Genomic DNA, 26866 nt, shown 5'->3' with positions numbered 1-26866 from the left:
GAAATGTTACCAAATTTTAAACATTTACTCTTTAAAATATATTATAATTAGTATATAATTACAGGTATTGTAATTAAATTGGATTTTTGGGGGTAACAGTATGAAGAATAAAAAATTAATATCATTGGTGATAACTGGAGCTATTATGGTAGGATATACTCCTTCTATATTTGCTTTAGAGACACAAAAGGTTGTAGAACCAGCAAAAGTAGAAGACAAGCTTATCGCTGCTGCTACAAAGATTTCAAAAGAAGAAGCTATAAAAATTTCTAAGGAAATACTTAAAACATATTTTAATACAGAAATAGATGAAAAGAAGTTTAATTATAACATAAATTTAAGGGAGGATTATTACAATAGAGGAAAAGACAATTTTATTTGGGATATCAGTTGGAACATGAATTCAGCCAAACAATATTTTAACAGCTGGGCATCAATAAATGCTAATGATGGTAAAGTTATAAGTATTAATATATACAAGGGCAATGCAGGAGAAACACCTAGTATATCTAAAATAACAGAAGAAGAAGCAAAAAAGGTAGCTGAGAATTTTATTAAAAAAATTAACCCAAAGGAATTTAAGGAAGTACAATTGAACGATAATGCTATTGCTTCATCACCTTATGATCTATATAACTATAATTTTAATTTCATAAGAAAGGCAAATGGAATAACATTTGATGGTAATTATATTACAGTGCAAGTAAACGGAGCTGCCTCAGAAGTTACCGGTTACAATTTTAATTGGGATGACAATATACAGCTGCCAAGTAAAGATGCAGACATTGATGTAAATAAAGCTAATAAATTGTTAAAAGACAATATAAAAATGAACTTAAATTATAGAATTCCTGTAGATAAGTATGGTCAATACGATAATGTTTTAACACCAAAGTTAGTATATGTGCCTACATTCAAGGATGGGCAAATGGTTGATGCTAAGGATGGAAAATTAATAAATCCTAATGTAGCTGGTGATGGTAAGGTTACTTATAGAGACTTAACAGAGAAGGAAAAGGAAGAGTTTTATAGTAAGTCTAAGGAAGTAAAGAATTTTGAGAAAGAATTAGATAGAGAATCAGCAGAAAAAATAATAAAACAAACACTTAAAGATGTATACAGTAAAGATTTAGAGATTAGTAATATTAGCTATAGAGATGTCCAAAACAATTATGGATATTATCAAGGAAATAATAAGGCTTGGTCTGCAACATTTAAGGGTGTAGGGGGAAATAATTATACTCCAGATGATGGATTCATTGAAATCAATGCAGAAAATGGAGCTATTTTAAGCATAAGAAGATATTATTATCCGGAAAAGGTTGTTGTTAAGCCTACTGTTAGCAAAGAAGATGCTTACAAGAAAGCTATAGAGTTAATAGGTAAGTATTATCCAGATAAGGTAAAACAAATAAAAACAGAACAAAGCTTTTATGATCAAACTTACTATATAAATGGAAAAGAATCTGCTATTCCAAGATATTATTTTAATTTTGCAAGAAGTGTAAATGGCATCACTTTTATGGAAAATAATATATCTGTTGCTATAGATTCGGAAACAGGGGAGCTTTTAGAAATAAGCTGTAATTGGAGTAATGATATAAAGTTCCCAACTATAACAAGAATAGTATCAGAAGATGAAGCTAAGGAATTGTATGCTAATACTTACTCCACAGAGCTTCAATATAGTAAGGTTAATGTTAGCAAGGATACTAAAAAACCCGTATTTGAAGCAAAGCTTGTGTATAAGCCGGTTTCTAAACTAAATGGAAATTTGTACGGGGAATACATTAATATTGATGCAGTTACAGGAAGACCTGTAGATTATAGTGGAAATGAAATTGACAATAATATAAATGCGTTCAAGGAGAAAATTAAAGGAAACAAATATGAAAAGGAATTACTATTACTAGCCAAAAGTTCTATAATAGATACTAAAACTTTCGATTCTAGTAAGGTTGCCACAAGATTAGATTTGATAAAAATGCTAGTAAATGCAAAAGGATATAGACCTTATATTTTAAGAGACATAGAAGATCTTAAATTTAAGTCAGGCTATCAAAAAGGAGAAGAAAACTATAATTATCTTCAAATGGCTGTATCTTATAACATTATAGAGAATACTGAAGGTGATATAGACTTTAAAGCAGAACTAACCCGTGAAGAAGTTGCAAAATATCTAGTAAAAGCTCTAGGCTATGAAGACTTAGCTAAGGTAAATAAAATTTTTGTTTTACAAAATAAAGATTCCAATGAAGTAGATCAAAATTTAAAGGGCTACGTTTCAATAGTTGAAGGCTTAAATCTAATGGATTTAAAGGATGGTAACTTTAAACCAAAGGAAAAGACAACTATGCTTGAATTAGCAGTTTCTGTGTATAATTCTCTAGGAAAACTTCAAAGGGCAATGTATTAATGACTATCTTTTTTATTATGCCTTATTAACCCTCCTATAGTTATATAAGTCAAATTTAATTTACTATAACTGCCTAAAAATATTTAATGTATTTTAGGCAGTTCATTTTTTGAAATATGACTCATAATATAATAAATATAATATACAATATATTAAAAAATAAGAAATTGTATATTATACTATTGAAAATATAACTGAAAAGTGACATAATATTATATGGATTGCAGTTGAATAAATTATTATGGGGGGGCAATTAATGTCTACTAAACAATACTTTAATAGAGATAGCATAAATTCAAATAACACTATTTTTTCACAAATCAGGGTAACTATAGAGACTGCCTTTTATGGCAATAATGTAGTTAAAATTAATTCATTAAAAGAGGCTTATGAGCTTGCAAAGAATTCTCCGGGAACTATAGTAACAGATATGCCTGTATATAAGCCTAATGAGATTGGACTTCCAGATGATGCGAAGGTTCTTCTTTTTAACGATGGGGCAGTTAAAGGACGTTATGCAGCAGCAAGAAGAATTTTAGGAGAAATAGGAGTAGACCAAGAGCAGTATGCTTCAAAAATAAGAGAGGCTATTTACAATACAAGATATAGAAAATTATATCATGCAGAAGCCTTAATAGGACTTAATGAAGATTTCATGATAAGAGCACATTTATTAATTCCACAAGGCCATGAAAATATAATGTATAACTGGCTTTTGAATTTTCAATATATAACTGAAGAATATTTAAACATGTACAATCAATCAAAAGAAATTAATGAAGGAGATATTTATTTCTTCTCAGATCCAGAATGGCAGCATCAGGATCATCCAGGCGGCTTAGCTTTTTTTGCTCCAGAATGTAATTGTGCAGCAGTATTAGGTATGAGATATTTTGGAGAACATAAGAAAGGTACTTTGACTCTAGCTTGGAGCTCAGCTGATAGAAATGGATATGCTTCCTGCCATGGAGGACAAAAGAGATATAATCTACCAGGAGATAAAAAATTCGTTATAGGAGTTTTTGGACTATCAGGCTCAGGAAAGTCAACTTTAACTCATGCAAAGCATGATGGAAAATATGACGTAACGGTACTTCATGATGATGCTTTCATTATTTCTACAGAAGATGGATCATCTGTTGCATTAGAACCTTCATACTTTGATAAAACTTCAGATTATCCTCTAAACTCTGAGGACAACAAGTATTTAATAACAGCGCAAAATTGTGGCATTACCTTAGACCAAGACGGTAAAAAAGTATTAGTCACTGAAGATATAAGAAATGGAAATGGAAGAGCTATAAAATCTAAATTATGGTCACCAAATAGAGTGGACAAATTTAATGAACCAGTAAATGCTATAATATGGCTTATGAAGGATCCAACTTTACCTCCAGTAGTAAAGATAAATAACCCTGAACTAGCTGCAGTAATGGGAGCTACTCTTGCTACAAAGAGAACTTCTGCAGAAAGATTAGCACCAGGAGTAGATCCAGATGCTCTAGTAGTAGAGCCTTACGCTAATCCTTTCAGAACTTATCCTTTGAGCAACGATTACTATAAATTTAAAAAATTATTCGAAAAAAGAAATGTTCAATGCTATATTTTAAATACAGGTCATTTCATGGGCAAGAAAGTAATTAAAGAAATAACCCTAGGTGCTCTAGAAGCAATAGTTGAAGAAAAGGCTCAATTCGTAAAGTGGAATCATTTCTCAAGTATGGAGATTATGGAAGTCCAAGGCTTTACTCCTGACATGAAGGATAAAGAATATTTGAATGCACTTAAGGATAGAATGAACGACAGATTAAAATTTATTAAGGATAGAGAGACTGAAAGAGGGGGAATTGACAAACTTCCAGAAGAGGCAATTAAAGCTATAAAAAAATTAATAAAAGAAATATAAGTTAATTTTAAGCTATGTTTATAGATTTTAAACATAGCTTTTTTCAATATCCCAAAGCATTAAATTATTTTAAATTGTATAAAATATAATATAAACAATTTAACTTAAGATTAATACACCAATAGTGAAGGGGATATTCACATGTGCAAAGAGTTGTCCGAAAGCTTCATTAGTTCCATAGAAAACTTTGACGATAAAAAATATTTACTATCTACCATAACCTATAATGTGGCACCAGTAATAGCTAAATATAAACCTTCCTATTTATTTATTTTTCACAATCAAGGGAAAAGAAAACTATATGATTTTTGGGAAAAATACAAGTATTCCATTGGAAAGGAGCTGAATATAAAATATTTTGAGCTTAAGAAAGAAGAGTATAGTTCCGCTGTACTTTTCTATGATAAAAATCAAATGGATAATATTTTAAAGGAAGATAAGTATATTTATTTTTTAGCTGCTCATGGATATAAAGTTGGAATTTCTCTAGAAGAAGTTTTTATAACTCTCAAGGAAAGGTATGCGAAATTTTGCCCACATGAAATGGGACTTTTCTTAGGTTATCCATTAGAAGATGTACTAGATTTTATGGAGAACCCTAATAAAGAAGCCTTAATATTTGGGTATTGGAAGGTGTACCATAATGCAGAGAAGGCACAAGATACTTTTAAAAAGTATGATGAGATAAAAATGAAGGTCATTAACCTTATAAATGAAGGGGTTGAACCTTATGGGATTGTAGAAAGTATTTAGGTTAGAATATTTAGAAGAAAAATTAGGTGCTAGGTACCAGGTACTAGGTGCTATGATTGTGGTTTTGCCGTATCAAAACAACCTTTTCTAGTACCTAAAAACTAGTACCTAGCACCTAAAAAATCTTCTTCATACAATGTAAATTTAAGCGTATAATAAATTTATTAGTATATTAAATATATACTTGTGTAAGAAGGGGTAATCTAAATGGATTTTGGTGGGAAAGTAGTTCTAATAACCGGAGGATCTAGAGGCATTGGAAGAAGTATTGCTGAAGAATTCGCAAGGCTTGAAGGGACTGTAATAATAAATTACAATAGTAATGAAAAAGCTGCAGAAGAAACTATAAGAAGAATTGAAAGCCTTGGAGGTTATGGTCTATCTATAAAAGGTGATGTTAGCAGCTATAGTTTTGCACAAAATATGGTTGAAACTATAATTAATAAGTTCGGTAAAATAGATGTATTAGTAAACAATGCGGGTATTGCTAAAATAGGAATCTTTATTGATATGGTGGAAGAGGATTTTGATAAAGTTCTAAATACAAATTTAAAGGGAACTATTAATATCTCTCATTGTGCTGCTAAGCATATGCTAAATAGAAAAACTGGAAGTATTATTAATATTTCTTCTATGTGGGGGCAGGTTGGAGCATCCTGCGAAGTGCTATATTCTGCTTCAAAAGGAGGAATAAATGCTTTTACGAAGGCTTTAGGGAAGGAACTGGCACCATCAGGTATAAGAGTTAATGCAATTCAACCAGGTGTTATCGATACAGATATGAATAGCTGGATGTCAAAAGAGGAAAGAGAAAGCCTTGAGATGGAAATTCCTATGATGAGATTTGGAACTGGAGAGGATGTTGGAAAGCTTACAGTCTTTTTAGCAAGTGATTCTGCAAAATATATCACAGCTCAAGTAATCACTGTAGACGGCGGATTTATATAGAGATTTATTAATGTAGTATATTACAGGATTATAGTGAAAAATACAGAAATATTTAGTATTAATTCTATTGAATAATATTTTCAGATATGCTAAAATTATTACAGAAAATATAGCGATTAAGCTATCATGTGCAGAAAATTTTCAGTTGAAGGTTGAAGCCTATGGTAAGGAAACTCGCAGTTTAAGAAAAAAGGAGATTTATAAAATGGCAGATAAGACATTAGTTTGTAAAGATTGTGGAAAAGATTTTGTATTTACTGAAGGGGAACAAGAATTCTACAAAGAAAAAGGATTCGAAAATGAACCTGTAAGATGCCCAGAGTGCAGAAAAGCAAGAAAGCAACAAAGAAACAATGGAAGAGGCTTCAACAGATAATAGTAAATACGAAGGAACTGTAAACGCAGTTCCTCTTTTAATTTTTTGTAATGTTTTACTTGAGATTTCTAAAATGTAGAAATTTGAAGAAAAATATTACAAACTTTTTTTTGTTTATCTCGTATATACTATTGAAGATACAAATTAATAAAAAAAAAGAAAAAACTTAAAAAAAAGTATAAAGAAGGGAGAAAAAGTATGAGAATGAGAAAAATAGCGACACTTATGTTAGCATTATCTTTAACCCTAGGGGTTGTAGGATGTGCTTCTGCCAATTCCAATATAAGTAGTGGGATAGGAGATGAACAAAAGGATAGCGATTTAGGAATATATAAGGTAACACAACAAAAGGATAAGGATAATTTAAAAATTACAATAGTGAATCCTCTAAAGAATAAGGTTACTCTAACCTTTGGAAGTACACAGGAATATGAATTTTTATTGTTTAAGGATGGGAAGGAAGTATACAAATACTCAAAAGATAAATCCTTTGCTAAAATGATAGTTAAAAAAGAAGTGGAAGCGAAGGGCAAACTAGAATATAATATTAACTTATCTTCTTTAGGTTTAGAGGAAGGAAATTATCAATATGAATTCTATCTTGTTGCAAATGAATTGACAAATTTAGCTCATAAAGAGGGAACTCTAACAATTGGCAAAAAGAGTTCAAATGGTACTGGTGGAATAGCTTATTTTCCTTTAAAATATGAGCTTCAAAGTATAGATAATGAAAGACTTAAAGTTCAAGTTAAAAATCAAAATGAAAAACCTGTTACACTAACCTATACTAGTGGTCAGAGATTCGATATAAAATTTTATAAGGACGGAAAGTTAGTATATACTTGGTCACAGGATAAACTCTTTATTCAAGAAGTAACTGAAAAAACTATTATTCAAGGTGAAAGTGAAGTATATGAAGTGAACTTAAAGGATTTACCTTTAGAAAAGGGAACTTATGAATATGAATTTTATTCAACAGCAAAAGAACTTAGCAAAGCACCTTATTTAAAAGGAAGTTTAACAATAAAATAATAACTTACTTGAATATATATGATAAAATATATATATAATATATATAATTGTATATAAGGAGTGAAGGTATGAAGAGATTTGCACCTGAGATTAGTGGAAATTTAAGAAGTCATATGATTAAAGTCCCTCAAGTAATTAGGGATGCAACGGGTATAATAGTATTGGGCAAAAGAATAAAATCCTTAGTATTCAGTACGGATGTTGCGATTATCAGGAATACTAATGCAGATGCTATTATGGCTGTATATCCTTTCACTCCTCAACCTTTAATAACTGAAGCATTGATTATGGCTGCAGATGTTCCAGTATTTTGTGGAGTTGGAGGCGGCGTTACTACTGGAAAAAGAGTTATTAACTTGGCTTTAGATGCTGAATTTAAGGGGGCCATGGCAGTAGTATTAAACAATCCAACACCCAATTATGTAGTGGAACAGGTAAGACAGACTATAGATATTCCCGTTGTAGTTACAGTAGTATCTGAATATGAAGATATTCAAGCTAGGATAAATGCTGGAGCAGACATTTTTAATGTATCTGGAGCTAAGAGAACCACTGAAATCGTTAGAGGAATTCGAGAGAAATACCCTAGTGTTCCTATAATAGCTACAGGTGGACCAACAGATATTAGTATTAAGGAAACAATAGAAGCTGGAGCAAACGCTATTACTTATACACCACCATCATCAGCAGAATTATTTTCACAATCAATGATAAAATACAGAAAAATTTATGAAGAAGAGGCAATGGATTAGTTTTTCCTAAGAGTAGAAGTGCCAGTCACCGGAGAAAGGAGAATTTAAGAAATTCTCCTTTCTCCGGTGACTGGCACCTTTATTTTTATTTTTGTTTATATAAAGCTTCGTATTTCATGACCTTTTGTACATAATCTCTTGTTTCAGAAGGTAAATTAGATATTTCCTCTACAGTATCTACGCCTCTTCTTTTAAGAGTGCCAGGTCCAGCATTATAAGCAGCTAATGCCAGTTGTTTAGAGTTATTATACATATCAAGCATATCTCTTAAATATCTAGTTCCACCATCCACATTCTCTTCAATATTAAAAGGATTATTCACTCCTAAGTCCTTTGCAGTGCCAGGCATAAGCTGCATTAAACCTTCAGCTCCAGCTTTTGACACAGAATAAGGATCAAAGGAGGATTCTTGTTTTATTACTGCCATAATAAGATCTTTATCTATACCATATTTTCTAGAAGCTTTTTCAACAGCTTGGTCAATGGAACTATTGCCAGATTTAACTGAGGAACTTACATCATTATATACATTTGTAAGTCTTTCTTGGGCGGCATATCCAAGCTTATCTAAATCCATTTGCTCAAGGCCTAATCTACTAAAATCTAAGTTTCCTTTGCTGTCAGTAACAGATTGAAGCAGTCCCTCCATCATTAGTTGGAAGGAAGGGTTATCGCCAGCAGCTTCCTTAAACATTTCAGTCAAAAGTTGGAACTGCATAAATTGCTCTGCTTTTTTTGAAGAATTAACTTCCATAAATTAATCACCTTCGTTTACTATAAAATCCATGTAATATATTTAATCGAAAAGTTGAGATGAAACTTTATATTTAAAGGAAGAATCAGATTATTTTTTATCCAGCTATTTATCTCTGTACTTAAGCCAATTAGCTATAAAAGGAATCATATCATTGTTGTTCTCACTCTGTATAAAGAGTTCAATATGATCCACTGGATATTCCATAAATACTTTATCTGTACTACTGATAGCATCCATAAATGGACGAGTAGATGATGGAGGTACAATCTTATCATAAGTTCCATTAGCGCATAGTACAGGCATTTTAATATTTTTAATATTTACATGATGTTTTCCGACTATTAGTTGATTTTTAAATAATTTATTTTCTATATATAAATCTTTAATGAAATCTCTATACATTTCACCAGGTTGAGAAGGACTATCTAAAAGCCACTTGTTTACACTTAATAGATGTTTAAGGGAAGAATCATCATCAATTTTATTGAAAAATTCTATATATCTACTAATACTGTATTCGAAAGGTTTAACCATCATAATTCCAGAAGTTATTAATTTACCAGGAATTAAACCAAAGGATTCAACAAAATTATCTACATTATTATTGCGGTTCCATTTAAAAAGCAAACCATCATCTATGTCGAATTTAAATGGCATGCCTATATTTATTAAATTTTGAACTTTATTTGGATTAATTGCAGCATAAATTGTGTTTAAAGTAGCCCCTTGACAAATTCCTAAAAGATTAACTTTTTTAAGCTTATGATGTGCTAATATGATGTTAACGCAATTATCTATATAGTTATTAATATAATCATCTAATGTACAGTATTTGTCCACATGATCAGGATACCCCCAATCAATTATATAAACATCTATACCAAGTTCTAGCAGCTTTTTTATCATGCTGCGATCCTCGTCTAAATCTAAAATCGAGGGGCGATTTACAAAAGAATAAGTGATTAATACGGGTATCTTATTTAAATATCTTTTTATAGGTTTGTAGTGGAAAACCTTTACATTATCCTCTTCAAAAAATACTTCTTTATCTGTTTTGCCGATTTCTACGTTATCTAAAGAAAAAAAGTTAAAAAAATCTTGAAAAAATTGTTTATACATAAAAAGACCCCCCTACAACTTAGGAAAATAAATTACTAAACTAATTTTAACATTTAAATAAATAAATGTAAATAAATGGATAAAATATTTGCGACACTGTCTCTAATTGTATACAGTTATAGCAAAATTAATACACACTACAAAGTGAGCAAAATCAATAGTTTAGCTGTTTTAGTGTAACTTTTTTATTAAATTTAGAAAACACTACACTCTAGAAGCCTTGAAATATCTAGGATTTATTTTGGCATTATTCTTGCTGTAATATTTAATGGTTTATCTGTCATATATTTAGGAGGGAATTTAATTGAATTTTAATAAAATAATATTAAGACAAGAAAATAATATAGCCATACTAAGTATTAATAGGATGGATGTTTTAAATGCTATAGATACAGATGTTTTATTAGAGCTAAATAAGGCTATGGACTATATTTCTGAAAACGATAATATTAATGTGCTTATTGTAACTGGAAATGGAGAAGCATTTTCTTCTGGCGCTGATATATCACAAATGATAAATTATTCTCCAGAACAGGGAAGAAGTTTTATAAAAAAAGGTCAAGACCTTTTTAGAAAGATAGAAGTGTTAGAAAAGCCTATTATAGCAGCAGTTAATGGCTTTGCTTTAGGAGGAGGCTGTGAACTTGCTATGAGCTGTGATATTAGAATAGCGGGAGAAGATGCTAAGTTTGGATATCCAGAAGTTAATTTAGGCATTATACCTGGTTTTGGAGGTACTCAGAGACTTGCAAGATTAGTCGGACGTGGAAAAGCAAAAGAGCTAATATATACAGGGGAAATGATAGATGCAAAAGAGGCAGAAAAGATAGGTCTTGTGGAAAAGGTAGTTCCTAGGGAGAATTTACTTGAGGAAGCTTTAACTATAGCTAGAAAAATAGCCTCTAAAGGTCAAATAGCAATAAAATATGCTAAAGCAGTAATGAATATTGGAATAGAAACAGACATTGATACAGCTTTAGAAATTGAAAGAGATGCCATTGGATTATGCTTTGCATCTGAGGAACAAAAGATTAGAATGGCTAATTTCTTAGGAATGTATTGAGAAACTGAGCCAAGTGTGTCATTATATGAAAACGCAATATATAAGGTGAAAATACAAGCTATTGTTAAATAAATAAAATAAATTACCAACTGAAAAGGTTTTTAAAGGGCATTTTGTGGTAAAATTATTTTCGTCCGATGGATGATTATAATTTATGGGGGTATAGCTCAGTTGGGAGAGCACCTGCCTTGCACGCAGGGGGTCAAGAGTTCGAATCTCTTTATCTCCACCATTTAAGATTATATATGTTATATATGCGGGTATGGTTCAATGGTAGAACGTCAGCCTTCCAAGCTGAACACAAGGGTTCGATTCCCTTTACCCGCTCCAAAAGAAGTACTTTATGAAGGTACTTCTTTTTTTATATTTAATTAATAGTATACGTTTTTGAAGTATTAATTAAAATATATAGATAATTACCTATATACTAATTTTGTAAATATGTGATAAATATGGACATATTTCCATCAGTTTAATATGGTGCTAAGCCCCTTTCCAACTATACACTTTAGTGGAAAGGAGGGATTAAACTGTGTCTGACCTCAAAGATATAATGGAAGAAGTTGAGAGAGTCCGTAATATAATGAACGAGACTTTAAATGAAAAAGGTGACTTGCTTGATAAAGAAGTTATAGTTGCAAGTCAAATTCTTGATTCTGTTTTAAATGAGTATTATAAAATACTTAACAAAAAAATAGACAAGAAGTAAGAGTTAGGAGAGAGGAGAGGTAAAAATACCTCTCCTTTATTTGAAGTAACATACAATTGAATCCTTGATTTTCTATACGCTGTAAGCTATAATAATATAAAAAGTTATATATATGACAGTTCGAGAGCCTCCTGTCAATAAACAAAACTAAGGCAACAGAAAATTTATATTTGCTATTTTCTATACTTAAATTTTAGGTATAGTCTAGTTGCGATTGATAAAACTGCCTTGTTTTAGGGAGTTTTTTATTTTAGCTAAAAAGCTAAGATGTAAACTTTCTCCCAACACAAAAACTATATTTTATGAAAGGGGAAAAATCATGAAAGAAAATAAAGTAAACAAAGTAGTAAAGATAGCTTTAGTGGCAGCAATTTATGCAGTATTAACTGTAGCAATCGCACCAATTAGTTATGGACCAGTTCAATTTAGAATTTCAGAGGTAATGACTTTATTTGCATTTATAGATCCTCTATATATTCCAGGACTTGTAATTGGATGTGCAATATCAAATTTTTTCAGTCCTCTTGGAATAGTAGATGTTTTCGTAGGAACTACGGCAACCTTTTTAAGTGTCTATATGATAAGTAAATCTAAAAATTTACTTATTGCATCTCTATGGCCAACTATCTTTAATGGAATTATTGTAGGAGCAGAATTATATTTTATTCTAAAGTTACCATTAGTTATAACATCTCTTCAAGTTGCTTTAGGAGAATTTACTGTAGTAACCGTTGCTGGATATCCACTATTTAAGCTTCTTCAAAAGAATCAAAATGTTTTAAAAGCATTAAAAATGTAATATTTAAATGACAAAGTAGAGAGCACTTTTCTTCTTCTAAGAAGAACTGTTGCTCTTTTAATTTTATGATATAATAAAGTAATAAACCCTTTATTTGACTTTAAAAATCTAATTTTAAGTAACATTACTTGAAGGAGATAATTATGAACGATATTAATGAATTTTTAAGAACTATTTCAATGCTTCAGGGTATTGGTGATATTATTAGAGCTGTAGACCCTGTTAATAATAAGGTAATTAACCTTGAAAAATCTGAAATAAAAGAGTACAAGCATCAATGCCATATGTTCTGGGGTGGACATGATGCCTGTAAAAATTGCGTAGCTATGAAAGCGATGGTCTTCAATGACACTTTTGTAAAAGTAGAGTATAATAAAGATAAAATGTTTATGGTATCTGCATCCCCATTAGTATTAGGAGATACAAAATACATAATTGAAATAATAAAAAATATCACAAATACAGGAATTATATGCGATTTAGAGAAAAAAAGCGTAAATGAAATAAATCAAGAAATAAGAAAATTAAATAATGATATATTAATGGATGAATTAACTGGTATATATAATAAAAGATATATTGATGAAAATTTTCATAAAGCAGTGGAAAACAATATTATGGAAGAAAACCCTATATCTATAATAATGGTTGACATAGATTTATTCAAAAGGGTAAATGATATATATGGTCATTTAGCGGGAGATCAAGTTATAAAAGAATTTGCAAGGTTTTTAAACAATGCTATTAGAAAAGAAAGGGATTGGATTGCAAGATACGGAGGAGAAGAATTTTTAATAGTCCTTAATAACACAGATAAGAATACTGCCTTTAAAATATCAGAGAGGATGAGAGAAGGCATAAGCAATAAAGTTTTTAATTTTGAAGGAAATGAAATTAAAGTAACTGCAAGTTTTGGAATAGGCTCTCTGGAGGACTTTAAAACTAATCCAATTGATTTAATCAAAAAAGCTGATGAAAATCTTTATAGGGCAAAACGAGAGGGAAGAAATAAGACGATATATTAGTGATAAGTAAAAAAGCTTCTAGAATTTTTTTTATAGAAGCTTTTTTATATTTAAAATATTATTTATCAAATAAATTAGATATATCGTAAAAACGTTTTGCTTCATGAAGATTACCTTCAATTTCATGAACTTTCCCAATGAGTTTATAGCATTCACCACAACTAGGATTTATTGATAGTACATTTTTTAGAAGGCTATATGCTTCGTTAATACGTCCAAGTTCTAAGTATTCTTTGCTCTTATTCAAGCATGATTCTATTTCTGTAGCATTATTTCTTGAAGTATTTATTTCGCTTAAAACAGCTCTGATTTTATCTGCTGTAAAAGGCTTTTGCAGATACGCAACTGCATTTAATTTAGTGCATTCTACTGCATTTTTTACTGTTCCAAAGGCTGTCATTATTACAACAGGAACCTGATTACCTAGGCTGCGAATCCTTCTTAATACCTCTGTACCACTTATTTCAGGCATTTTTATATCTATAAAGGCTATATCATAATCTGTAGACTGAAAAAGATTTAAGGCTTCTTCGCCATTTACTGCACTGGAAACCTCATAGCCCATTGTTTCAAGGCAAGTAGTTAGCAGAAGTCGAATACTTTTTGTATCATCTACTACAAGAGCTTTTTTCATAATTTTCACCTCAATTTTAATCAATTATAGGAAGAGTAAAAATAAAAGTGCTTCCTTTACCAAGAGTGCTTTCACACCAGATTTCTCCTCCATGAGCTTCAACAATTTCTTTTGCTATAGCAAGGCCAAGTCCGGTTCCATGATATTCACTATCTTCCTCCTTAATCTGAACAAATCTATCAAATATGGTTTCTCTATATTCCTCAGGTATTCCGATACCTGTATCCGTTACAGATACACACATTCTATCCTCCTGTAGGAAGGTTTTAATGGTAATTGATCCATTGGATTTAGTAAATTTTAAAGCGTTTGATATAAGGTTATTAACTACCCAATTGACCTTTTCTGAATCTATATTAAGCTTTGGCAAGCTTTCGTTAGACTCATAAGTTAAAGATATATTTTTCAAGTTTGCCTGCTCGCGAAAAGTTTTTAAAGCAGTTTCTATTATTCTATTAATAGAAACAGGCTCAACATTAAAAATAGGTTTCTTTGCTTCTAATTTTGAAATTTGAAGAAGATTAGTCACAAGTGTATTTAGCTCTTCACCTTCTTCTTTTATTGTTTTAATTATATCTTGCTGTTTATTATTTAATTTGCCTATATTCATTTCTTCAAGTAGACTAGCACCAATCATTATAGAAGTAAGTGGAGTTTTGAATTCGTGTGATACTGTAGACATAAAGTCACTTTTAGTTTTTTCAAGTTGCTTAAGCTGCGTAATATTTTGAAGCAAAACTACTAAACCGCTGATACTTGAAGTGCTATCCTTTATAGCTGTAACTACTACATTAAAGTAATATATCTGATCTAAAGTTTCTATTTGTATAATCTTTTGGCTGGTATTAGTGTCAGCAGATTTTGAGGCAGTATAAATAAAATCATAAAGATCTCCATGTCTAATAACTTCTAGAAAATATTTTTGAATGGCATCACTTTCAGTAATATTGAATAGCTTTTCACAGGCATCATTAAGAAGTATTATTTTATAATTTTCATCTAAAACAATAAGAGGGTCAAAAATACTTTTTACTATTGCAACTGATTTATTTTTTTCTGATAAAAGTTTGCCTAGGGTACTCTTTTCAAAATTCTGAAGACGTTTTGTCATATTATTAAACTCATTTGTTAGTTCACCAATTTCATCTTGAGAAATTATAGGTGCTTCTTGATTTAAATATCCTTCTTTAATAGCTTTCATTGTTTCTGTTAAAGAGTAAATTGGTTTTAAGCTTTTATTTATTGAGAATCGTGAAATGGCATATCCGCCAAAAACAGCTATTGCAGATAGTACAGTTATAATATACATAGAATTATAAGCACTATTGGTAACCATCTCTTTACTGTGAAACATGGCTTTTTCGTTAAGGGAAGACAAGTAACCAAGCTCTTGTTTTAAAGCTGAAAATACAGGTGTTATTTCCTTGTTATAATATTCTAAGGCTTTATCATTGCCTTGAGCGTTGCTCATTTCTTGAATATTCGAAAATAGCCTTAAGTAGTTTTTATAAAGCTCATTTATTTTAGTAACATGCTCCATTTCACCTTGCTCAGTTATATTGTTATATTCAACAATATACCACTGATTGAAAATATTATTATTATTATAAAAGCCGTTAATTCCTTTTTGTTTATCAACATAAAGATAAGCCAATATGGAATTATTTTGTTCTTCAATAGCCTCCACCATATTGGTTACAGCATTTATACTTTTGTAGTTATTTACCATGAGGCTATCAATAGATTTAATTAACTGATATACATTAAAAATAGAAACTATACCCACAATAGCAATCGTAAAAACAAGAGATAGGTACACCATAGAAATTTTTGATTTTAATGATTTTAACATAGTTATCACCTAAATTTTTGATTTTAAAATAGTATAGTTTTTACTTTAGAAAAAGTCAATGTAAATAAAAAAATGATAATGTTTTCAATTAAATGCAAAGAAAATTTAGAAATAATACTATTCGTAAATAAGAGCAAATGAGTAGAAATAAAAGATTAATAGGAATTTTTTTATTATAATAGCTTGTACTAAATATGATAATCTCTAACTCTTCTTATAGGGGAAGTTGATAATCTATGCATAAGTGATAGAATAAATCAATGAAAAGTCATTAATAAATCATAAACTTTAGATAAAAACATAGGCCGGCTATGTTTTTGCTATTTTTATGAAAAATTTATCAGGAGCTAAATAAACAATGGTTCTGATAAAAGGGAGGAATTTATATGTTCACCAAATTCATTGATTTAAACAACAATACATTAATTATTAGGAGAGATGAAAAATGTATATAGTAATAATTGGTTGCGGAAGACTTGGCAGCAGTCTTGCTATGGACTTTTCAAAGGAAGGACATGATGTGGTAATTATTGATAATGATAAAGATAATCTTGAAAGGCTTGGTAGTGGTTTTAATGGAAGAAGAATAAAGGGAGTTGAAATAGATAATTACACATTAATAGAGGCGGGAATAGATTACGCAGAAATATTTTTAGCGGTTACTTCTGATGATAATATTAATATCATGGCTTGCGAAATTGCAAAGAATATTCATAGAGTTAAAAAGGTAATCGCAAGAAATGTTGAGCCTTCAAGAGAATTTATTTATAGAAAGCTTGGCATAGAGTGTATAAGTACAGTAAAAATTGTTGGCAGTGAAATAAAAAATATAATTCATAGGGATGTGAAATAATGAAGGCTATAATCGTTGGTGGAGGTAAGGTAGGGTACTACCTATTTAAAACCTTGAGAGAAAAGAGTTATGATGTGGTGCTGGTAGAAAGAGGAAAAGATCAATGCGATAAAATTTCAGAGGAACTTGACGGTGAAATAATATGTGGAGATGGTACAGACTCTGAGGTGCTTAAGGATGCAGATATTCAAAGAGCGGAAGTCGTAGCTGCTGTAACAGGAAAAGATGAAGAGAATTTGGTTATCTGCCAAATGGCAAAAATGAATTTTGGTGTTAATAAGACAATTGCAAGAATTAATAATCCTAAAAATAGACCTATTTTTAAAGCTTTGGGAGTTGATAGAACAGTATGCAGCACTGAGGTTATATCTAATTTAATCGAAGGTGCTATAGGAAGCGAAGAGATAAGGGCTGTTCAAACACTTGATAGAGGAGAAATACTTCTTTTAGAAGTAGAAATAACCTCTAAAAGTCCTTGGAGCAATAAAATGATAAAAGATATTGAAATGCCAGAGGAATGTGTTATTGCATCAATAATTCGAAATGATAAGGTCGTTTATCCTCGTGGATATATTAATATTTTACAAGGGGATAAAGTGTTATTGGTAACCAGCTCGGAAAAGAAAAAGTTATTAGAAAAGTCGATAATCGGAGGATAGAAATGATAAATTATAAAAAGGTAATTAGAGGAGTTTTTTCGGAAGTATTATATGTAATGGCTTTTATAGGTGGCATTTATGCAATGAATATTATTCTTTATAAGGTGATAAAATGATTAAGCAAAGCAAGAATATTGAGGATTTAAAAATAGTTAGTTATTATTCGGGATATATTACACTAGGTACTTCTTCTTTAATGGTTGTACCGTTGGTAACTTCTATTTTGCTTTCAGAATGGAATACTGCATTAGACTTTGTGATTAGCATTAATATAGCTTTCTTAACAAGTTTGCTTCTTTTGATATTAGGTCAAAAATCCCAAAAGAAACTTGAGTGGAAGCATGGTCTAATTATTGCTTCACTTTCATGGGTGATATTAACTATTCTGTGTGCTGTGCCGTACTATTTAAGTGGTCATACTAAATCTTTTTTAGATGCAGCATTTGATGTTATGAGTGGATTTACCACTACCGGTTTAGCTTTAACTCAAGACCTTGATCATTTATCCTTAGGATTAAATATGTGGAGACATATTTTAACCTTTGTAGGTGGACAGGGAATGGTTGTACTAGCACTGACTTTTTTGGTTAAGGATACTGTTGGGGCTTACAAAATGTATGTTGGTGAAGGCAAAGATATAGAATTACAGCCTAATGTTAAGAATACTGCAAAGATTATTTGGATAATAAGTATGGTATATCTACTTATAGGAACATTTATCTTGTGGATAAATGGTATGTTTATTGGATTAAAGCCTGTTTCTGCACTTTTTCATGGTTTATTTATATTTATGTCTGCATGGAGTACCGGGGGATTTGCACCTATGGCTCAAAATATACTTTATTACCACAGCTTTTCCTATGAGATAATTACAATAATATTTTTCATAATAGGTTCTTTTAACTTTGGACTACATTATACCGTATGGAAGGAAAATAAGAAGGAACTTGTAAAAAATATAGAGGTTCAGAGTTTTTTTATAACAGCAACCTTAACGGCAGCCTTGGCAGTTTTCAGTTTAAGTAAACTAAATATATATCCCAACGCTGTGGCTTTGCTTAGAAAAGGTGTTTATAATTTGCTTTCTGCTCACACAACTACAGGTTTTTCTAATATATATGCAAGACAATTTGCACTTGAATGGGGAGACTTTGGAGTAATGATGCTTATAATTGCAATGCTTTTTGGAGGAGCTGCCTGCTCAACAGCTGGAGGATTTAAAGGCTTGAGAGTTGGAATTATATTTAAAGGAATTGTTGCAGATGTGAAAAAAATGATAGGACCTGAAAGAAGAGTCAAGCTTTATAAATTTCATCATATGAAGGATTATGTGTTAGAGGATGGAATGCTTAAAAGTGCAGCGTTTATTATAATTTGCTATATGACATTGTTTTCTATTGGAACAGCAATAGGAACTTATTATGGATATCCTCTGACTAGTGCTGCTTTTGAAGCTGCATCTGTTACTGGAAATGTAGGCCTATCTATTGGAGTAACATCGCCATCAATGCCAACCTTAATGAAAGTTTATTATATTATTGCCATGTATCTTGGAAGACTAGAATTTATTTCAGTTTTTGCATTGATTGGATTCATATTTGGAGGAGTAAAAAATTTATGTTTAAGATACTCAAGACGCTAATTTTTGTTTTATTCTTTATGTTTATCTTCAATAATGTTTGTAGGGCTGAGGAATATACGAATTATAATGATTTGATTGAAAATGGTAAAACTCTTGATGGAAGAATGGTCGAAATTAAAGGTGAGGCCATTGGCGAAGCAATGACAAGAGGAAATTTTACATGGATAAATATTAGTGATGGAAGTAATGGTATAGGTATTTGGGTAAAGAATGAAGATGCCAACAAGATTAAAACTTTTGGAAGTTATAAGTATAAGGGAGACATAATAAAGGTATCAGGCATATTCAAAAGGGCTTGCAGTGAACATGGAGGCGATATGGATATACATGAAGAAAGCTTGGCTATAGAAAGTATAGGCTATAAAGTAGACAGATCTCTTGAAAATTCAAAAGTTTTCAAATCCTTATTTCTGTCAGCTGCAACATTAGTATTATTGGGAGTCTATTATATGAAGAGATTAAAAGGGCAATAAGTTTTAATAAAAGTAGAAACGCAAAAGATATAGGCTAAAACATAGTGTTGATGTTTTATTTTACATCTTTTATACTTTATTCAAGAGTAATATGAAATGAATTATCATCAATATATTTATCAAATGAGGAATAATTTATCTAGAACAATAAGGAGAGGATAAAATGGTCAAAGAATATAAAATATGTTATAAATCTGAATTAGGATTAATCCAAATTACTAGCTCTGAAGATGCAGTAACTGGAGTTGACTTTGTAGAAGAAGAAAATGATACTATTGAGATTCCTGCAATATTAAAAGAAGCTTACACACAAATGGATGAATATTTTAAAGGAGTTAGAAAGAATTTTGATTTAAAATTATACATAGAAGGAACTGATTTTCAAAAGAAAGTTTGGAAGCAGTTAAGAGAAATTCCTTATGGAGAAATATCAACCTATAAGGATGTAGCTAAAGCTATTGGCAATGAAAAGGCTGTTCGTGCTGTAGGGAACTCTAATAATAAAAATAAAATTCCAATAATAATACCATGCCACAGAGTAATTGGAAGGAACGGAAAACTGGTAGGCTATGCTGGAGGACTTCATATAAAGCAGTGGCTTTTAGAACATGAAAAATTTTATTATAAAAAATAAAACATAAAATATAAATCAATCGCTAATTGCTATTTAGAAATTAAAATCTAATAATGATTAGCGATTTTATTTGAAAAAAATTCAATTTCTACTAAGATTAATTTAAATTATAATAAAATTAAAAGGATACAATGTTAAAAAAGAGAAAAGTTAACAAAATGTAAATATTGCAACCTGCATTGACATAATGTGGCGAAAAATATAATCTAAATATGGGGGTTGCAGTGAATTAGATTTACAGAAGATGATAAACTGTAAAAGGAGGTAAAACAATGGGATTCATTAAGAATTTATCTATTAAAACTAAGCTCTTAACTGGGTTTATTTTTATTGCTATTCTACTTGGAGTAGTGGGTGTTTTGGGGAATTATGGCATGTCAAACATTGAGAAAAACGCAGAAAATATATATGGCTACAATCTTCAAAGTATTGATGAACTACATTTAATAAAAGAGAAGTTGCTTGAGATAAAGGGGGAGGTTCAAACAGCAGTTTTAACCAGAGATCCAGCTACAACAGTTAAGTCCATAAATCAAATTGAAATATTAAAAAGTGAAGGTGCTGCATACATAGAATCTTATGGTAAAAGATCTTTAAGTGAAGAGGGAAGAAAAGTATTCAATGAATTTAATATGCTAGTAGAAGACTATAAAACTAAAAGAGATACTTCTTTAACCTTAGCTAAAGATGGTAAATATGATGAAGCAAAAATTAAAATGTCAGAAGCCACTGAAGTTAGAGAAAATATGTTCAAAAAGCTAAATGAATTAATTTCTAGGAATCAGGAACTAGCTAAACAGGCAAATGAAGATAACAAAGCTTATTACGGTAAAACAACTAAAATGATGTATTCATTAATTGCTTTTGGATTAATTATAGCAATTGTAATTGGACTTGCTATGTCCTCATACATTTCTAAAACAGTTAAAAAAGGGCTTGCCTTTGCAGAAGCTCTAGGTAATGGTGATTTAACTTATTCTGTAGAAACTAAAATAAATGATGAGCTGGGAAAACTAATTAGGGCTTTAAATAATGCTAGAGAAAAAATCAAGGTAGCTATTCAAAGTATTATAGAAGAATCACAAGAGGTAACTGCCTCAAGTGAAGAATTATCTGCTACTTTGGAGGAGATGTCAAGTAATTTCGAAAATATCGATACTAGTACAAGTACTATAGTTCAGAATATACAAGAAGTAAGTACCATTACTGAAGAATTGTCTGCAACTGTAGATCAAGTTAATTCTGGTATAGGACAATTAGCAGAAAATTCTACAGAAGGAAGCCAAGAGTCTACTGAGATTAAGGATAGAGCTTCAAATATTAAGAAAAATGGTTTTAACTCTAAAAAAACTGCAGATGAATTGTATGATGAAAAAGAAAAAAATATACTTAGTGCCATTGAAAAAGGAAAAGTAGTTAGCGAAATTAACATAATCGCAAATTCTATAGCATCAATAGCAGAGCAGACCAATTTATTAGCATTAAATGCAGCCATCGAAGCAGCTAGAGCTGGAGAACAAGGAAAAGGATTTGCAGTTGTTGCAGATGAAGTAAGAACCCTTGCAGAACAATCAGCTGAATACGTCAATAAAATTCAAAGTGTAATTTCAAATGTACAAGATGCCTTTGGGTATTTATCTTCTAATTCAAAGGATGTATTAGAATTTATTAATAATAGAGTTAAAAAAGATTATGATTTATTGATTGATACAGGAAATGCTTATGAAAAAGATGCTGTGTTTGTAAGTGAAATGTCACAGAATATTGCCGCTATGACTGAACAATTAAATGCTTCAACAGAAGAAATTACTAGCGTGGTTCAAAATATTGCTAATAACATGCAAAATACCACTCATAGTTCTGAAGAAATTTTAGCAAGCATGGAGGAAACTACTAAAGCAATAGAAGAAGTTGCTATGACAGCTCAGAATCAAGCAGAAATTGCAGATAGGTTAACTAAATTAACTTTAAACTTTAAAATATAGTGCATACTAAGCTATAATAAAATCGCTAGTAGCTAATTGCTAGTTTCTATATAGATTTTTGAAACCTATTGGAAACTAGCGATTAGAGACTAGCGAATGTTTTTAGTATGCTTTTCCCCAGTAAACCATGTGTTTTGCTTCTTTGCCGCAGCAGATGCATTTATCTGAAAGCTTTTCTTGTTCAAAAGGAATACATCTAGAAGTAACTCCAATTACTTCTTTAAGCTTCTCTTCACAAGCTTTATCTCCGCACCACATAGCTTTTATAAAGCCAGGTTTGTTATCTGCAATTTCTTTAAATTCATCTAAGGTTGTTGCAGTATAAGTTTTTTCTTCTCTATGATTCTTAGCGTGTTCATACATTGCGTTATGAATATCTTCTAATAATTTAGGAATAGCAGTTTCAAGATCATCCATTGAAACCACAAGCTTTTCTCTTGTATCACGTCTTACTAATACTACTTGGTTGTTTTCAATATCTTTTGGTCCAACCTCAAGACGAACTGGAATACCCTTCATTTCGTACTCATTAAACTTCCAACCAGGCATTTTATCGCTAATATCCATTCCTACCCTAGCTATCTTAGAAATTCTAGCTTTAAGCTCTTGAGCTTTTTCTATAACTCCTTCTTTATGTTGAGCAATTGGTACAATTATAACTTGAGTTGGAGCTATTTTTGGTGGAAGTTTAAGACCGCTGTCATCTCCATGTACCATTATAATTGCTCCTATGATTCTTGTAGTCATACCCCAAGAGGTTTGATGAACATATTGAAGCTGGCTATTTTTATCTGTATATTGAATTTCAAAAGCCTTTGCAAAGTTATCTCCAAAGTTATGAGATGTACCACTTTGAAGTGCCTTACCATCATGCATCAAGCTTTCAATAGTATAGGTTGCCTTTGCACCTGCAAACTTTTCTTTTTCTGTCTTTTGACCCTTAACAACAGGTATAGCTAAAACATTTTCGCAGAAATCTGCATAAACATTTAACATATCTATAGTTTCTTTTTCAGATTCCTCAGCTGTTGCATGAGCAGTATGACCTTCTTGCCATAGGAATTCAGTAGTTCTTAAAAATGGACGAGTTGTTTTTTCCCATCTTACAACAGAACACCATTGATTATATTTTTTAGGAAGATCATTATAGGATTGAATAATTTTTGCGTAATGATCGCAAAATAAAGTTTCTGAAGTTGGACGAACACATAATCTTTCAGCTAATTCTTCAGTTCCACCATGAGTTACCCATGCAACTTCTGGAGCAAAGCCCTCTACGTGATCCTTTTCCTTTTGAAGTAGCCCCTCTGGTATGAACATTGGCATATATACATTTTCATGACCTGTTTCTTTAAATTTTTGATCTAAAGTTTTTTGAATATTCTCCCATATAGCATATCCATAAGGGCGAATAATCATACAGCCTCTTACACTTGAATAATCTACAAGCTCAGCTTTTTTTACTATGTCAGTATACCACTGAGCAAAGTCTACATCCATGGCTGTTATAGCTTCAACGAATTTTTTTTGTTTTGCCATTTTTCTTTCCTCCTATTTATAGTTTAGTTAATTAAAGTTTGTAGGCAGTTTTCGAAGTTTAAAAATTTTACGAGGTAAAATTCTTGAGGTACTAGGATCTAGGTGCTAGGTACTAGAAATTGAAATAATTAAGCATAGCTTAATTATAAAATCCTCCATTGTAGCAAGCTACAATATGCGATAGTAGTTTTGCTTAAGCAAAACATCCTTCACTAGTACCTCGAACCTAGAACCTAAGAAAAATGCATCGCATTTTTCTTATATTTTGCAAAATAAAAAAGCCCTAATCCCCAAAAGGGACCGGCTTCCGGTGGTACCACCCTAGTTAATATAAAATAATATATTCACTCATTTTAATAACGGTAAAGTACCGCTGTAGCCTACTTAATTTCGGTACAGAACTCAAAGGCTGGTTCGAAATTATCCTTTTAGAAGCCTCTCACCAATAGCTTCCTCTCTTTAAAAAGAATTTAATTCTACTATTCCTTGTCATAGTCATAAACTATCAAATTATATTTAATATGATAGAAATTAATTGAGAATATGTCAAGAGATTTTTTAGAATGAAGGATTGAAAATGTATTAAGGAATCTTACAGATTTATAAAAGAAAGATAAATATCTAGTTATATACATTATATAGAAAATAATAGTATAATTGGTATATAAGTAAGCGATTGAGGTTGGAGGATAAGAAATAAAAAAAATACTAATAAAAATGATGATATTTATATGTTTGTTATTATCACTATTAATATTATTATTTCATAAATTTATATTTCAAGAGGGAAATCCTATTAATATAGCATATTCTATACTTAAGTTAAACATTACAAAAATAGAATATGTTAGAGCAACATCCAAACCTGAAAGATATATATTTAAATGTAATGACTATGAAGACAAAGGTATTAAAACATTAGGTAAAATTTTATACAATAAGGGATTTAAACTAACTGATGAAGAACTTTAATTACCATACTTTGGAAAAAAGAAAAGCGATATAACTAATGTTGTATCAGATATTCGGAAATTTACAAGTAACTATACCATCGTAGAGCTTGCTGATGAATTGTCTGCTGAACAGATAGTTAGGGAACATTAAAAATCCATTCGATGTAAAAGTTTTTAAAGTCCAATATGAAGTTAAGTATATAGATAATAATAAGGGGCCAGAACCGGATGGTAAGTATGAGTGTGTATTTTATGTTGTTAAGGAACAGAAGGATTCCTATTGGCTTATTGATACTTTGGGATATTAATGTATATAAGCAATTTTCTTAAAGTACAAATTAAGGGAAGTAAAATATCTTCCCTTAAAATGATATTATTATAAACATTAAACTAATGTATAGAATTTAAATTCTAAACAACTTCAAAATCTTCTTTTGTAACCCCGCATTCTGGGCATACCCAATCATCTGGAATATCCTTAAAGGCTGTTCCAGGTGATATACCACTATCAGGATCTCCTTTTACAGGATCATAAATATAGCCACAAACCGTACAAATGTATTTTTCCATGGACAAATCTCCTTTTGTTAGAAAATAATTTAGAGTTAGTATAACACAATAGAGAGAAATTATTACTTGTATAATTGATGTAATGAGTTATTTTATGCTAATGTGTCAAAATTTATATCTTGCTTGTGAGAGTATTGGACTTGGCACATGTGCAATTGCGTCATATATGCAAAAAGAGATGGACGAATTTTTAAAGCTTGATGGTAACGAAGAATTTGTCATCTATTTAGCTCCAGTAGGAAAAATATAAGAAATAATATTTATGTACATTTTAGTTAAAACTCTATAACTTAATAGTATTATAAAATTCAAGTAAATTAAATCTGGTTGCCATACAATAATTTGAACTATAAAGAAGAGAATATAACAAAATAATAGAATACCACATACATGAAATAGGATATTACGTAATTATGATATAAAAGGAGATGTTAATATGTCTCGAGGTAATAGTTTAAGCTTAAACAACCAAGCTATAAAAAGAAAATTTAATACTGTAATAAAGAAACGGTATATACGAATTATATTAGTAATTTGTATTATCATTTTATTACTAATCTTTCTCAATTTAAGTTTAAATAAAAATATTAAAGATGTACCTGAAGTTAATTTTAGTAATATCACATCTATAGGGCTTCAGTATAATTCAGTAAAATACCCTGCAGTAACAATTACAGATAGTAAAAAAATAAAGGAATTTATTGATAATATCAGTCTTTGCGTTGTAAAGAAAGTAATTAGGCCAGCAGGTACAGGATATTACTTATCAGCAGCTTTTTATTCTAATGATGAAAGAGTATTCAATATACTATTTATAGGAAACTACATAAAAATTTATGCGCAAGGTAAAGGTACACAATATAAAATAGTCAAGGGAAATATTAGTTATGAAGCACTAGATGAATTCGTCAGGTCTATAAAATAGTAAGAGTATTGCTTAGATTGAATACAAATAAATCATAAAAAATTTAAAACCAAGAAGTATTAATAATAAATACTCCTTGGTTACAGATCAGTGAATGTATGGAGATTGTAAAGCTATTTTCGGTCTAACCTCAAATAATCATCTACTATATCTTTTTCCATTGCTTATCACCTCTCGACTATATTATATGTAGATTAACAGTTAATATACTGGTATATAGTGGTGATTCATCTGACGGAGAAACTAAAGAAAAAACAGTGAAAAGGTCAGAAAATGCAATTCAATTTTTAGTAAATAATATTTGTCATTATGACAAATATTATTTGCATTATGACAAAAATAATTGACATTATGGAAGGGATAATGGTTAATAGAAAAGCAAGAAGCCACTTTGTAAAATGAAAAGCCACCTTTGTAATCGACAACTAAATATTTGTAACCGAAACGCAGTTTTTGTATCCGTAATGCCTGTTTTGTAATCGAGAAGCAATT

Annotated in this window: 26 protein-coding genes, 2 tRNA genes and 1 other annotated feature; of the genes, 22 read left to right on the top strand and 6 right to left on the bottom strand. The window is 30.5% G+C overall.

What is annotated here, in order from left to right:
* Positions 1 to 100: 100 nt before the first annotated feature.
* From CLHOM_RS15175 to CLHOM_RS15145, 7 genes are all read left to right on the top strand, one after another.
* Complete coding sequence (locus CLHOM_RS15175; protein WP_052222545.1) at positions 101 to 2416, top strand: YcdB/YcdC domain-containing protein; 2316 nt, start codon at positions 101 to 103, stop codon at positions 2414 to 2416.
* Positions 2417 to 2672: 256 nt separating this feature from the next.
* Positions 2673 to 4322, top strand: a complete 1650-nt coding sequence (locus tag CLHOM_RS15170; protein WP_052222544.1) for a phosphoenolpyruvate carboxykinase (ATP) — start codon at positions 2673 to 2675, stop codon at positions 4320 to 4322.
* Between the two features lie 141 nt (positions 4323 to 4463).
* The gene (locus CLHOM_RS15165) at positions 4464 to 5075 is read left to right on the top strand and encodes a DUF3793 family protein (RefSeq protein ID WP_052222543.1); all 612 of its coding nucleotides are present in this window, start codon (positions 4464 to 4466) and stop codon (positions 5073 to 5075) included.
* A gap of 207 nt (positions 5076 to 5282) precedes the next feature.
* Entirely contained in the window at positions 5283 to 6023 is a 741-nt protein-coding gene (gene ymfI / locus CLHOM_RS15160) for an elongation factor P 5-aminopentanone reductase (protein WP_052222542.1), read from the top strand.
* A 205-nt stretch (positions 6024 to 6228) separates the two neighbouring features.
* Entirely contained in the window at positions 6229 to 6399 is a 171-nt protein-coding gene (locus tag CLHOM_RS15155; RefSeq protein ID WP_052222541.1) for a zinc-ribbon domain-containing protein, read from the top strand.
* 198 nt (positions 6400 to 6597) lie between these two features.
* Positions 6598 to 7431: a BsuPI-related putative proteinase inhibitor gene (locus tag CLHOM_RS15150; RefSeq protein ID WP_052222540.1), complete on the top strand. Its 834-nt coding sequence runs from the start codon at positions 6598 to 6600 to the stop codon at positions 7429 to 7431.
* Between the two features lie 68 nt (positions 7432 to 7499).
* On the top strand, positions 7500 to 8183 hold the full coding sequence (locus CLHOM_RS15145; protein ID WP_052222539.1) for a beta/alpha barrel domain-containing protein: 684 nt from the start codon (positions 7500 to 7502) through the stop codon (positions 8181 to 8183).
* A gap of 85 nt (positions 8184 to 8268) precedes the next feature.
* Here the strand turns inward: CLHOM_RS15145 and CLHOM_RS15140 are convergent, their stop codons facing one another.
* Both CLHOM_RS15140 and CLHOM_RS15135 read right to left on the bottom strand, forming a co-directional pair.
* The gene (locus CLHOM_RS15140; RefSeq protein ID WP_052222538.1) at positions 8269 to 8937 is read right to left on the bottom strand and encodes a lytic transglycosylase domain-containing protein; all 669 of its coding nucleotides are present in this window, start codon (positions 8935 to 8937) and stop codon (positions 8269 to 8271) included.
* Between the two features lie 105 nt (positions 8938 to 9042).
* Complete coding sequence (locus CLHOM_RS15135; RefSeq protein WP_052222537.1) at positions 9043 to 10059, bottom strand: alpha/beta fold hydrolase; 1017 nt, start codon at positions 10057 to 10059, stop codon at positions 9043 to 9045.
* Positions 10060 to 10363: 304 nt separating this feature from the next.
* Between CLHOM_RS15135 and CLHOM_RS15130 the strand changes: the two genes are divergently transcribed.
* From CLHOM_RS15130 to CLHOM_RS15110, 6 genes are all read left to right on the top strand, one after another.
* Positions 10364 to 11122 (top strand): enoyl-CoA hydratase-related protein, encoded by a 759-nt coding sequence (locus CLHOM_RS15130; protein ID WP_052222536.1) that lies wholly within the window; start codon positions 10364 to 10366, stop codon positions 11120 to 11122.
* 156 nt (positions 11123 to 11278) lie between these two features.
* Positions 11279 to 11354: transfer RNA gene (locus CLHOM_RS15125), tRNA-Ala, on the top strand.
* Positions 11355 to 11378: 24 nt separating this feature from the next.
* Positions 11379 to 11452 (top strand) — tRNA-Gly (locus CLHOM_RS15120).
* Positions 11453 to 11654: 202 nt separating this feature from the next.
* Positions 11655 to 11831, top strand: coding sequence for an aspartyl-phosphate phosphatase Spo0E family protein (locus CLHOM_RS18060; RefSeq protein WP_082204453.1), 177 nt, complete (start codon positions 11655 to 11657; stop codon positions 11829 to 11831).
* Positions 11832 to 12150: 319 nt separating this feature from the next.
* Positions 12151 to 12630: a QueT transporter family protein gene (locus CLHOM_RS15115; RefSeq protein WP_052222535.1), complete on the top strand. Its 480-nt coding sequence runs from the start codon at positions 12151 to 12153 to the stop codon at positions 12628 to 12630.
* Positions 12631 to 12773: 143 nt separating this feature from the next.
* A complete protein-coding gene (locus tag CLHOM_RS15110) occupies positions 12774 to 13655 on the top strand; it encodes a GGDEF domain-containing protein (protein ID WP_052222534.1) in 882 nt (293 codons plus the stop codon).
* A gap of 58 nt (positions 13656 to 13713) precedes the next feature.
* Here CLHOM_RS15110 and CLHOM_RS15105 read toward each other — a convergent pair whose 3' ends face one another.
* Together CLHOM_RS15105 and CLHOM_RS15100 are read right to left on the bottom strand one after the other, a co-directional pair.
* Positions 13714 to 14289, bottom strand: coding sequence for a response regulator (locus CLHOM_RS15105; protein ID WP_052222533.1), 576 nt, complete (start codon positions 14287 to 14289; stop codon positions 13714 to 13716).
* A gap of 16 nt (positions 14290 to 14305) precedes the next feature.
* A complete protein-coding gene (locus CLHOM_RS15100; protein WP_052222532.1) occupies positions 14306 to 16141 on the bottom strand; it encodes an ATP-binding protein in 1836 nt (611 codons plus the stop codon).
* A gap of 445 nt (positions 16142 to 16586) precedes the next feature.
* Between CLHOM_RS15100 and CLHOM_RS15095 the strand changes: the two genes are divergently transcribed.
* The 6 genes from CLHOM_RS15095 to CLHOM_RS15070 all read left to right on the top strand — a co-directional run bounded on the left by CLHOM_RS15095 (position 16587) and on the right by CLHOM_RS15070 (position 22387).
* Positions 16587 to 16994 (top strand): potassium channel family protein, encoded by a 408-nt coding sequence (locus CLHOM_RS15095; RefSeq protein WP_052222531.1) that lies wholly within the window; start codon positions 16587 to 16589, stop codon positions 16992 to 16994.
* Entirely contained in the window at positions 16994 to 17653 is a 660-nt protein-coding gene (locus tag CLHOM_RS15090; protein WP_052222530.1) for a potassium channel family protein, read from the top strand. Before CLHOM_RS15095 ends, CLHOM_RS15090 begins: the two co-directional genes overlap by 1 nt.
* 112 nt (positions 17654 to 17765) lie before the next feature.
* Positions 17766 to 19295 carry a TrkH family potassium uptake protein gene (locus CLHOM_RS15085; RefSeq protein WP_052222529.1) on the top strand — a complete coding sequence of 510 codons (1530 nt, stop codon included), beginning with the start codon at positions 17766 to 17768 and terminating at the stop codon, positions 19293 to 19295.
* Positions 19271 to 19768 carry a hypothetical protein gene (locus CLHOM_RS15080; protein WP_052222528.1) on the top strand — a complete coding sequence of 166 codons (498 nt, stop codon included), beginning with the start codon at positions 19271 to 19273 and terminating at the stop codon, positions 19766 to 19768. Before CLHOM_RS15085 ends, CLHOM_RS15080 begins: the two co-directional genes overlap by 25 nt.
* A 163-nt stretch (positions 19769 to 19931) precedes the next feature.
* Entirely contained in the window at positions 19932 to 20402 is a 471-nt protein-coding gene (locus CLHOM_RS15075; RefSeq protein WP_052222527.1) for a methylated-DNA--[protein]-cysteine S-methyltransferase, read from the top strand.
* A gap of 272 nt (positions 20403 to 20674) precedes the next feature.
* The gene (locus CLHOM_RS15070; RefSeq protein ID WP_052222526.1) at positions 20675 to 22387 is read left to right on the top strand and encodes a methyl-accepting chemotaxis protein; all 1713 of its coding nucleotides are present in this window, start codon (positions 20675 to 20677) and stop codon (positions 22385 to 22387) included.
* A gap of 102 nt (positions 22388 to 22489) precedes the next feature.
* On the opposite strand, the gene proS is transcribed toward CLHOM_RS15070, so the two are convergent.
* Positions 22490 to 23926, bottom strand: coding sequence for a proline--tRNA ligase (gene proS, locus CLHOM_RS15065; protein ID WP_052222525.1), 1437 nt, complete (start codon positions 23924 to 23926; stop codon positions 22490 to 22492).
* A gap of 292 nt (positions 23927 to 24218) precedes the next feature.
* Positions 24219 to 24428, bottom strand: a binding site (T-box leader).
* A 597-nt stretch (positions 24429 to 25025) separates the two neighbouring features.
* Here proS and CLHOM_RS18945 point away from each other — a divergent pair.
* Entirely contained in the window at positions 25026 to 25187 is a 162-nt protein-coding gene (locus CLHOM_RS18945; protein WP_082204464.1) for a DUF4829 domain-containing protein, read from the top strand.
* A gap of 103 nt (positions 25188 to 25290) precedes the next feature.
* On the opposite strand, the gene rd is transcribed toward CLHOM_RS18945, so the two are convergent.
* Positions 25291 to 25449, bottom strand: coding sequence for a rubredoxin (rd, locus tag CLHOM_RS18050; protein WP_074782680.1), 159 nt, complete (start codon positions 25447 to 25449; stop codon positions 25291 to 25293).
* 94 nt (positions 25450 to 25543) lie between these two features.
* Between rd and CLHOM_RS18045 the strand changes: the two genes are divergently transcribed.
* Both CLHOM_RS18045 and CLHOM_RS15055 read left to right on the top strand, forming a co-directional pair.
* Complete coding sequence (locus tag CLHOM_RS18045) at positions 25544 to 25699, top strand: nitroreductase family protein (protein ID WP_242846791.1); 156 nt, start codon at positions 25544 to 25546, stop codon at positions 25697 to 25699.
* A gap of 186 nt (positions 25700 to 25885) precedes the next feature.
* On the top strand, positions 25886 to 26374 hold the full coding sequence (locus CLHOM_RS15055) for a hypothetical protein (protein WP_052222523.1): 489 nt from the start codon (positions 25886 to 25888) through the stop codon (positions 26372 to 26374).
* The last annotated feature ends 492 nt before the right edge of the window (positions 26375 to 26866 follow it).

Source organism: Clostridium homopropionicum DSM 5847, assembly GCF_001263795.1.
Lineage (GTDB): Bacteria > Bacillota > Clostridia > Clostridiales > Clostridiaceae > Clostridium_H > Clostridium_H homopropionicum.
The sequence above is the reverse complement of the archived record's forward strand: the minus strand, read 5'-3'. Positions and strand labels throughout refer to the sequence as shown.